We start from the raw sequence: 9,202 nt of genomic DNA, 5'->3' as shown, positions 1-9,202 counted from the left end.
CGGCCTCGGTGTCGCCGGCCGCGACGCTCGCCTGTCCGCTGGTCTCGCAGCTCGACCGCTGGGTGCTGGAGGGCGTACAGCCGGCGGCGCAGCGCTGGTTCCGCCAGCCGGTGGTCGAGATCAAGCAGATCTCCGCCTATTCGTGCCGCGGCATGAACGGCAATCCGCGCGCGAGAATCTCCGAGCACGCCTTCGGCAACGCGCTCGACATCGCCGGCTTCGTGCTGGCCGACGGCCATGTGATCACGGTGAAGCGCGGCTGGCGCGGCACCCCCGAGGAGCAGGGCTTCCTGCACGACGTCCAGACCGTCGCCTGCGAGATGTTCACCACCGTGCTGGCGCCGGGCTCCAACGTCTTCCACTACGACCACATCCATGTCGACCTGATGCGCCGCGACTCCGGCCGCCGCATCTGCCAGCCCGCGGCGATCCCGGGCGACGTGGTCGCGGCCCGCGCCCGCGGCAACGGCGGCTACGCGGCCCAGCGCCCCGACTTCGGCCCCACCGGCTCGATCGGCCCCAAGAAGCGCACCGTGACCCGGGCCGGCTCCTCCCGCTTCGACGAGGACCGCGAGCTCACCTCGGCCGTGCCGGGCGAGGACTGACGGCGCCGCGGCGCTCAGGCGCCGAGGAAGCGGGTGCGCAGGCTCTCGTCGGAGAGCAGCCGGTCGGAGGCCCCGCTCCACACGATGCGGCCCTTCTCCAGGATGTAGTGACGGTCCGCGATGCGGCCGAGCATTCTGATGTTCTTGTCGATCACCAACACGGACTGGCCGTGGCGCCGGATGCGCTCCAGGGCGCTCCAGATTTCCCGGCGGATGCGCGGGGCGAGGCCTTCGGTCGCCTCGTCGAGGATCAGCAGCCGCGGATTGGTCATCAGCGCGCGGCCGATGGAGAGCATCTGCTGCTCGCCGCCCGACAGAAGGCCGGCGCTCCGCCGCGCCAGGGGAAACAGCGCGGGAAACAGCTCGTAGACGGCCCCGAGCGTCCACGGCACCGCGGCGCGTCCATGGTCGGCGGCGGTGGCGACGAGGTTCTCCTCGACGGTCAGGTTGGGAAACACCTGGCGGCCTTCAGGCACCAGGGCGAGGCCGCTGCGCGCCACCTTGTAGGGCGGCAGGCCCGAAATTCGCTCGCCGGAAAAGCGGATGTCGCCCTGGGTCAGCGCGACGAGGCCCATGATGGCGTTGACCGTGGTGGTCTTGCCCATGCCGTTGCGGCCGAGCAGAGTCACCACCTCGCCCTCGGCGATCGCGATGTCGATGCCGAACAGCACGCGGCTCGATCCGTAGGCGGCTCCGACCTGGCGCAGCTCCAGCATCTAGAGATCCTCGTCCTCGGCGCCCAGATAGGCGAGCTGAACCCGCGCGTCGGCCCGCACCTCGTCCGGCAGGCCGTCCGCCACCCGGGCGCCGGAGGCGAGCACGAAGACGCGGTCGGCGAGAGCGAACACCGCCTCCATGTCGTGCTCCACCAGCAGGATGGTGAAGCGGCCCTTCAGGGCGGCGATGAAGTCGATCATGCGTCGCGCCTCGGCGATGCCGAGCCCCGCCATCGGCTCGTCGAGCAGCAGCACGCGCGGCGCGGTGACGAGCGCCATGGCGATCTCCAGGAGCCGCTTCTCGCCGTGGGAGAGCTGCGCGGCCTGCCGGTCGGCGCAGTCGGCGAGGCCGAGCTCGGCGAGCTGGGCGTGCGCCTTGCGGCGCAGCGGCGCCTCGTGCGCCACCTCGCCCCAGAAGCGGAAGCTGTGGCCCGCATGGGCCTGGGCCGCGAGCGCGACGTTCTCCATCACGGTCAGGCCGGGGAAGATGCTGGCGATCTGGAACGAGCGCGTGATCCCGAGCCGGGCGCGCGCGTGCACGGGCAGTCGCGAGATGTCGCGGCCCTCGAACATCACGGCGCCGGTGTCGGGTCGCAGCGCGCCCGAGAGGAGGTTGACGAAGGTCGTCTTGCCGGCGCCGTTCGGCCCGATCACGGCCACCAGCTCGCCCGGGGCGAGCGTGAAGTCGACGGCGTCGACGGCGTTCAGCCCGCCGAACGTCTTGGTCACGCCCGCGGTCTGAAGAATGGCCTCGCCCATCGGAAGGATCCCTTGTGAGCCGGAACCGTCTCGCCGCCCGGCGCCGGCGCGAACAGGGCGCCGAGGCCGCCGCGGCCGACGAAGACGAGCAGGATCAGCAGCACGCCGAAGGCGAGCCGCCAGTGGATGGTGAGGTCGGAGAGATATTTCTCGAGACCCAGATAGGCGAGCGCGCCGACGACGGCGCCGAGCGGCGTGGCGAGCCCGCCCGCCACCACCATGATCATCAGCTCGGCCGAACGGGTCCAGTCCATGAATTGCGGCCCGACGAACTCGGCCGCATTGGCCAGCATGGCGCCGGCCAGTCCGCACACCGCCGCCGAGATGGCGCAGGCGACCAGCTTGTAGCGGAAGGTCGAGAAGCCCACCGCCTGCATGCGCCGCTCGTTCACCCTGATGCCCTTCAGCACCATGCCGAAGCGCGAGCGCGCGAGGCGGATGTTCAGTCCCGCCAGCACCACCAGCAGAGCGAGCGCCAGATAGTAGAACTGGGTCGCGTCGTAGAGATCGACGAGCCCGCCGAACGTGCTGCGCACCGAAAGGTGCATGCCGTCGTCGCCGCCGTAGTCGTAGAGGCTGGAGGCGCCGTAGAACATCATCTGCGCGAAGGCGAGCGTGATCATGATAAAGAAGGTGCCGGAGGTCCGCAGCGCGACCATGGACAACGCCGCGGCGAGGGCCGCCGACACCGCCATGGCGAGTGGCCACTGCACGACGCCGCTCTCGACGCCCTTGTCCGCCAGGATGCCGACCACATAGGCGCCGACGCCGAGATAGAGCGCGTGGCCGAAGCTGACGAGGCCGGTCTGGCCGAGGATCAGATCGAGGCTCAGGGCCGCGATGGCGAAGATGATCACGCGCACGCCCATGTCGACCCAGAACGGCGAATCCGCCAGGCCGGCGACGAGCGGCAGCAGCAGGAAGCCGCCGCCCAGCAGGCCGATGGCCGGTACGCGCCAGCGCGCCAGCAGGCCCGCTCCGAGCGGCGCATCCGAGGCGGGCTCCGAGGGCGCCTCGGGCCGGCGCATCCCGGCCGCCGGAACCAGTCCCTCCGGGCGGAAGAACAGGACGACGGCCATCAGGATGTAGATCAGCATCGAGGCCAGCGCCGGCGCCACCGTGTTGGCGGCGACCGGCGACAGCATCAGTCCCATCACGTCCTTCAGATAGGCCCGCCCGATGGTGTCGATGACGCCGACCAGCAGGGCCGCCACGAACGCCCCCTTCACCGAGCCCATGCCGCCGACCACCAGCACCACCAGGGCCAGGATCAGCACGTTGTCGCCCATGCCCGGATAGACGGTGAGAATGGGGGCCGCGATGAAGCCGGCGAGGCCGGCCAGCGCCGCGCCCAGCCCGAACACCACCGCGTAGATGGTGCCGATGTTCACTCCCAGCACGCTGGTCATCACCCGGTTGCTGGCACCGGCGCGGATCAGCATGCCGGTGCGCGTCCTGGCGATCAGCCCGTAGAGCAGCCCGCCGATGGCGAGGCCCGCCACGATCATCGCGAGCCGGTAGGCCGGGTAGGGCGCGCCGGGGAGCAACTCCACGGTGCCGGAGAGCAGGGCCGGGACGGGAGCGTGCAGGGGCTCCGGCCCGAACGCCATCCGGGTCGCCTCGTTGAACACGTAGACGAGGCCGACCGTGCACATCACCTGGTCGAGATGACTGCGGGCGTAGAGATGCCGGATCACCAGCCGTTCCATCACGAGGCCGATCAGGAAGGTGGCGACGCCGGCGAACATGAAGCCCAGCACGAAGGAGCCGGTGAGGAGCTGGAAGGTGACGCCCATATAGGCGCCCAGCATGAACAGCGAGCCATGCGCCAGGTTCACCAGGTTCATGATGCCGAAGGTGAGCGTGAGCCCGGCGGCCATCAGGAACAAGATGATCCCGAGCTGCAATCCGTTCAGGATCTGCTCGACGAACAGGAGGTGCATGGCCGCGGTCCCGCTTTGACAGGAGCTGTGGGAGGCGCGCGGCGCGCCTATTTGCCGAGAGGACACTCCTGATAGTAGGCGTCCTTGGCGTCGGTCATCACCGTCTCCACCGTCTTGGTGACGAGCACGCCGTCGTCGCCCTTCACGACCTCGCGGACATAGTAGTCCTCGATCGGAAAGTTGTTGCTGTTGTAAGCGAACTTGCCGCGGTTGGAGGCGAAGTCGGCGGCCTTCAGGGCCTTGCGGATGTCGTCCTTCCGGCTCATGTCGCCGCCCACCGCCCTCACGGCGCTGGAGACGAGCAGGATGGAGTCGTAGGCGTGCGCCGCGTAGTCGTTCGGCAGGAAGCCGTTCTTCTGCTTGAAGTCGGTGACGAAGCGGGCGTTGGCCGGGTTCGGCAGGTCGACGCTCCACACATTCCCGGAGCGCACCCCGATGGCGTCGTCGCCGACCGCCGGCAGAGTGGCCTGGTCGACCGTCCACACCGTGTAGAGCGGCGTCGTCTTGGTCAGGCCGCCCTGGGCGTACTGCTTGACGAACTGAACGCCCATGTCGCCCGGATAGAAGATGAAGGTGGCGGCGGGCGCGGCGGTGCGCAGCGCGCTCAGCTCGGCCGCGAAGTCGACCTGCCCGAAGCGGGTGTAGACCTCGCCGACCAGCTCGCTTTTGAAGTTGCGCTTGAAGCCGGACACCATGTCCTTGCCGGCCTGGTTGTTCACCGTCATCACGTAGACGCGCTTGACGCCCTGCTTCTCCAGATAGGCGCCGAGCGCCTCGGCCTGCTGGTCGTTCTGCGAGGAGACGTTGAAGAAGTTCGCCGAGCAGGATTTCCCGGCGATCGGCGCAGGGCCGGCGATCGGCGAGATGACGAAGGCGTCGGTGCGGGCGAGGCCGCCGTGCACGGCCATCATCTCGGACGAGAACAGCGGGCCGACCAGGAAGTCCACGCGCTTCGATTTGACCATCTCGTCGGCGAGCTGCTTGGCGACGTCCGCCTTGCCCTGGCTGTCGCCCCAGAAGAACTCGACGTCCTGTCCGCCCAGCTTGCCACCCTCGTGGGTGACGGCGAGCTCGATGGCGGCCTGCATCTGCTTGGCGAGCACCGCGCCGACCCCGGTCTGGGGCAGGACGACGCCGATCTTGACGGTGCCGGCGAGAGCCGGGACAACGAGGAGAAGAGACAGGGCAGTGCCGAGGAGAATCCGGGCTTTCATGGATTGCGCTCTCGTGACGGGGGCTGGCGAACTGAGGCGGCTTCCAGATGGCTGGGTCCGCCCCGGCGGGACCATGGTCCGCCGGGGCGGGACGAGATCAGGCCAGGCGTGCGGCCTGGACCGTGGTGGCGTCGTCCCGATAGCTGGCCCAGACGTTCTCCATGAAGGTCAGGCTGTCCGGATCGAGGTCGAAGCGCGGCTCGGGATCCCGGTCCCAATGGCCGTAGCGATCCTCGCCCGCCACCAGCAGGGCGGAGCGCCGCCCGAGCAGCGAGCGGCAATGCGCCGGCATGTAGAAGAACGCGATGCCGATGCGGCGATCGTCCGACATGTTCGCCGGCGAGCCGTGCACGGTGCGCTCGTGATGCATGGAGAACTCGCCGGGCTCCAGCGGCATCTCCATGGCGAGACTCTCGTCCACCGTCACCCGCTGGCCGCGGGCCAGCAGATTGTTGGCGTCGAACGTCTCCTCGTGGACGAGGTCGGGGCCGAGATGGCTGCGCGGGATCACCTTCATGCAGCCGCTCAGCGTATTGGCGCGCGACAGCGCGAGCCACACGGTCACCTCCTCGTGCGGATCGAGGCCGTAATAGGCCGAGTCCTGGTGCCACGAGACGAAGCGCGGATCGTGGGCGTTCTTGGCGAAGGCGGAGGAGCCGAACAGCAGCACGTCGGGGCCGACGATGGCCTGCACGGCGGAGACGATGCGCGGGTGCCGGGCCAGCTCCACCAGCCAGGGGAAGGCGAGGTGGGCCTTGATCTTCAATCTCTTGTTCACTTCCTCGCCGGACTGGGCCTCGAAATCCTCGATCTTGTTCCGGTAGCTCCGCGCTTCTTCCGCGCTGAACGCCCGGACCGGGCAGAGATAGCCTTCTTGCTTGAAATGGGCGACTTGTTCGGGGGTGAGCACGCCTGTCATCGCAAGTCCCTGGTTGGGGTTTCTGGGCTCGGCAGAACGGGGGCGCGGCCTTGCGCCACCGGCGGTTTCGGCTCCTGGATTCAGCTAAAAGCGACACTATGTAGTTTTAATTAGTCCTGCTAATTGTCAAGTTGAGGGGCTGGCGATAATCTGAGCAAAATCTGGGACTTGGGTGATATAATTTGAGCATCTCCAAATCGACTGCGCGTCGCCGCGGCCGCCCGCAAGGTGACGAGGTCAAGATCGCGATCCTCAAGGCGGCAAACGAGCTTCTGGAGGAGCAGGGACTCGCGGGATTTACGATCGACGCCGTCGCGACGCGCTCCGGAGCGGCCCGTTCGTCTATCTATCGCTGGTGGCCCAACCGCGGTGCGCTGGCGATTGCCGGTTTTCTCGCCGAAACTGCCCAAAAGATCGGCTATCCCGTCACCGCGTCGGCCATCGCCGACATGAAGAGTCAGATGATGCGGGTCGCCGAGGTGTACGGGCAGAAGGTGGGGCGCATCATCTCGGCCCTGGTGGCGCAGGGTCAGAGCGACCCGGAGACGCTGCGGGCGCTGCTGGACGGCTATGTGCTGCCGCGCCGCGACGAGGCCAAGAAGGTTCTGGCGCGCGGCGTCGCCTCCGGCGAGCTGCGCGACGACCTGGATTTCGACGTCGTCGTCGACGCACTCTACGGGCCGATCTGGTACCGCATCCTCGTCCCCCACGCCCCGCTCACCCCGGAATGGGCCGGCCGCCTCGCCGATCACGTCTTCGGCGGGCTGCGGCCGCTGCGCTGACCGAGAGTCACTGCCCGGTCGAAGGTCCGTCGACGCCCGATCCGGTAACGTCCGGATCGGTTTAGCTCGTCCCGGTCGCTTGCACGCCGGCGCGAAAAGCCACAGGGTGGTACCGTCGCGGAGGCGGCGCAGGAGGAGCGGGATTGTCGGCGCGCGTGTCCGGTCGGAAGGCCAGTCCCCGGCGATCCCAGGGTCTCTTGCAGCGGCCGGTGCCGTTGCGGGTGGCCTTGTCGCTGCTCGCCTTGGCGGCGCTGCTGCCCAGCCTCGCCTTCTTCGCCCTCGAGTATCGCGTCGTGCTCGGCGAGAAGCAGGCCGAGGTCGAGCGCCAGGGCCGCCTCTACGCCCGCACGATCGCCGACGACATCGCACGCGAGATCGCCGTGAAGCGGGCCCAGCTCGCCGTACTGGCGACCTCGCCCTATCTGTCCTCCGACGACCTCGCCGGCTTCCACACCCAGGCGCGCCAGAGCGTGCCGATCATGCCGGGCTGGATCCTGCTGTTCGGCGGCGACGGACGCCAGCTCCTCAACACGCTGGAGCCGTTCGGCCGGCCCCTGCCGGTCACCCGCGCGCCCGCGCTGGTGAAGCGGGTCGCCGAGACCGGAGCGTGCGAGACCTCCGACCTGTTCCGCTCGGTGATGTCGGGTCGCTCCGTCGTCACCCTGATCTGCCCGGTCCACGGCACCGGCTACGTTCTCTCCGGCACCATGCCGGTCGAGCACCTCGCCGGCGTGATGGCGCGCCAGACGCCGGACGGATGGATGGCGACGCTGGTCGACCGCGACGGCTACGTGATCGCCCGCAGCGACGCCGACGACGCGATGGTCGGCACCCGGCTGCCGGAGGCGTTGCGGGCCCGCATGGCGGCCGATGCCAGCGGCTGGTCCGCCACCCGACTCGGCGGCCAGGACCGTCAGGCGGGCTGGCAGCGCCTGTTCAACGACTGGTCGGTGATCGCCTCGGTGCCCCGGGCGACCGTCGACGCGCCGATGATGCGCTGGAAGACCGACGTGCTGTGGAGCCTCGTCGTGTTCTCGGTGCTGGCCATGCTGTGCTCGGCGCTGGTCGGCGAATGGATCATCCGCTCCACCCGCGACTTGTCGCGCGCCGCCGCCGTGATCGGGGCGGGAGGCGTGATCGACGAGGTCGAGACCGGAATCCGCGAGATCAACGAGGTGGGGCAGGCGCTGGCCCAGGCCTCGCACGACCGCGCCAAGGGCGAGATCGCCAATGCGCATCTGGCGGCGCTGGTCTCCTCGTCCGGCGACGCCATCATGAGCGTCTCGCTGGACGGCGAGATCCTGAGCTGGAACGTCGCCGCCGAGGAGCTCTACGGCTACCGGGCCGACGAGGCGGTGTGCCATCCGCACGCGATGCTGCTGCCGGAGGACCGGCTCGGCGAGCTCGACCAGAAGCTCGCCGCCGCGCAGGCCGGCGAGAGCCTGCGGCTCGACACCATCCGGCTGCGCCGCGACGGCACGCCGGTCGAGGTGTCGCTCGACGCCGCGCCGATCCGCGGCGGCGACGGCACGCTGGTCGGCATCTCGGTGATCGCCCACGACATCAGCTCGCGCAAGCGCAACGAGGCGCATATCGAGTTCGTGATGCGGGAGCTGTCGCACCGGACCAAGAACCTGATCACCGTGATCATCGCCATGGCCCGGCGCACCGCGCGGCAGAGCGACAGTTTCGGCGACTTCGAGGAGAAGTTCACGGGCCGGCTGCACGGGCTGGCGCGCTCGCACGACCTGCTGGTCCATCGCGACTGGATGGGGGCGAGCATCGAGGACCTGGTGCGGCTGCAGCTCGCGCCCTTCGTCGGCGAGTCGGCGGCGTTGCATGTCGAGGGGCCGCTCCTGATGCTGCGCCCCGAGGCGGTGCAGAATCTCGGCTTCGCCCTGCACGAGCTCGCCACCAACGCGAACAAGTACGGCGCCCTCGGCCAGGGCGGCGGGCTGGTGACGATCCGCTGGGAGATCGCCGCCGGCCCGGACGGGGCCGAGCGGGTGCGGCTGCACTGGCACGAGAGCGGCGGCCCGCCGGTGGTGGCGCCGAGCCGGGCCGGGTTCGGCACGACCGTGATCCAGAAGCTGACCGAGGCGTCGCTCAACGCCAGCGTGACGGTCGCCTACGATCCCGCCGGCTTCCGCTGGGATGTCGACATGCCGGCCGCCGAGGTCCTCAGCGAGGCCCCGCCGCCTCCGCCGGTCCCGCCCGCCCCGCCGTCCGGCGCCGGGGACGCGGAGACCGGGTCCGGGGCCGAC

The 9,202-nt window shown here is 69.5% G+C and carries 8 protein-coding genes and 1 pseudogene; 3 read left to right on the top strand and 6 right to left on the bottom strand.

Going from position 1 to position 9,202, the window contains the following annotated elements; genetic code table 11:
* Nucleotides 1-605: extensin-like domain-containing protein (locus CH341_RS24080; RefSeq protein ID WP_146604599.1), on the top strand; the 605-nt coding region annotated here is incomplete at its 5' end.
* A gap of 14 nt (nt 606-619) precedes the next feature.
* Here the strand turns inward: CH341_RS24080 and CH341_RS24075 are convergent.
* The 6 genes and pseudogenes from CH341_RS24075 to CH341_RS24055 form a co-directional block, all read right to left on the bottom strand.
* The gene (locus CH341_RS24075) at nt 620-1,321 is read right to left on the bottom strand and encodes an ABC transporter ATP-binding protein (RefSeq protein WP_111421523.1); all 702 of its coding nucleotides are present in this window, start codon (nt 1,319-1,321) and stop codon (nt 620-622) included.
* Nucleotides 1,322-2,080 carry an ABC transporter ATP-binding protein gene (locus CH341_RS24070; protein ID WP_111421522.1) on the bottom strand — a complete coding sequence of 253 codons (759 nt, stop codon included), beginning with the start codon at nt 2,078-2,080 and terminating at the stop codon, nt 1,322-1,324.
* Nucleotides 2,047-2,949, bottom strand: a complete 903-nt coding sequence (locus CH341_RS35370; protein WP_245431224.1) for a branched-chain amino acid ABC transporter permease — start codon at nt 2,947-2,949, stop codon at nt 2,047-2,049. Before CH341_RS35370 ends, CH341_RS24070 begins: the two co-directional genes overlap by 34 nt.
* 165 nt (nt 2,950-3,114) lie before the next feature.
* Nucleotides 3,115-4,023 (bottom strand): annotated as a pseudogene (locus tag CH341_RS35365) (branched-chain amino acid ABC transporter permease); the annotation flags it as partial.
* A gap of 47 nt (nt 4,024-4,070) precedes the next feature.
* Complete coding sequence (locus CH341_RS24060; RefSeq protein ID WP_170149782.1) at nt 4,071-5,237, bottom strand: ABC transporter substrate-binding protein; 1,167 nt, start codon at nt 5,235-5,237, stop codon at nt 4,071-4,073.
* 97 nt (nt 5,238-5,334) lie between these two features.
* A complete protein-coding gene (locus CH341_RS24055) occupies nt 5,335-6,147 on the bottom strand; it encodes a phytanoyl-CoA dioxygenase family protein (protein WP_210208589.1) in 813 nt (270 codons plus the stop codon).
* 191 nt (nt 6,148-6,338) lie between these two features.
* On the opposite strand from CH341_RS24055, the gene CH341_RS24050 reads away from it, so the two are divergent.
* Together CH341_RS24050 and CH341_RS24045 are read left to right on the top strand one after the other, a co-directional pair.
* Nucleotides 6,339-6,938 (top strand): TetR/AcrR family transcriptional regulator, encoded by a 600-nt coding sequence (locus CH341_RS24050; protein ID WP_111421519.1) that lies wholly within the window; start codon nt 6,339-6,341, stop codon nt 6,936-6,938.
* Between the two features lie 209 nt (nt 6,939-7,147).
* Nucleotides 7,148-9,202: HWE histidine kinase domain-containing protein (locus CH341_RS24045; RefSeq protein WP_146604598.1), on the top strand; the 2,055-nt coding region annotated here is incomplete at its 3' end.

The sequence above is a fragment of the Rhodoplanes roseus genome (assembly GCF_003258865.1).
Classification (GTDB): Bacteria; Pseudomonadota; Alphaproteobacteria; order Rhizobiales; family Xanthobacteraceae; genus Rhodoplanes; species Rhodoplanes roseus.
The sequence above is the reverse complement of the archived record's forward strand: the minus strand, read 5'-3'. Positions and strand labels throughout refer to the sequence as shown.

Excerpts from the sequence above, each read along its gene's own strand:
- CH341_RS24070 (WP_111421522.1), bottom strand. The coding sequence starts at position 2,080 with ATGGGCGAGGCCATTCTTCAGACCGCGGGCGTGACCAAGACGTTCGGC.
- CH341_RS24075 (WP_111421523.1), bottom strand. The coding sequence starts at position 1,321 with ATGCTGGAGCTGCGCCAGGTCGGAGCCGCCTACGGATCGAGCCGCGTG.
- CH341_RS35370 (WP_245431224.1), bottom strand. The coding sequence starts at position 2,949 with ATGGGCGTGCGCGTGATCATCTTCGCCATCGCGGCCCTGAGCCTCGAT.
- CH341_RS24060 (WP_170149782.1), bottom strand. The coding sequence starts at position 5,237 with ATGAAAGCCCGGATTCTCCTCGGCACTGCCCTGTCTCTTCTCCTCGTT.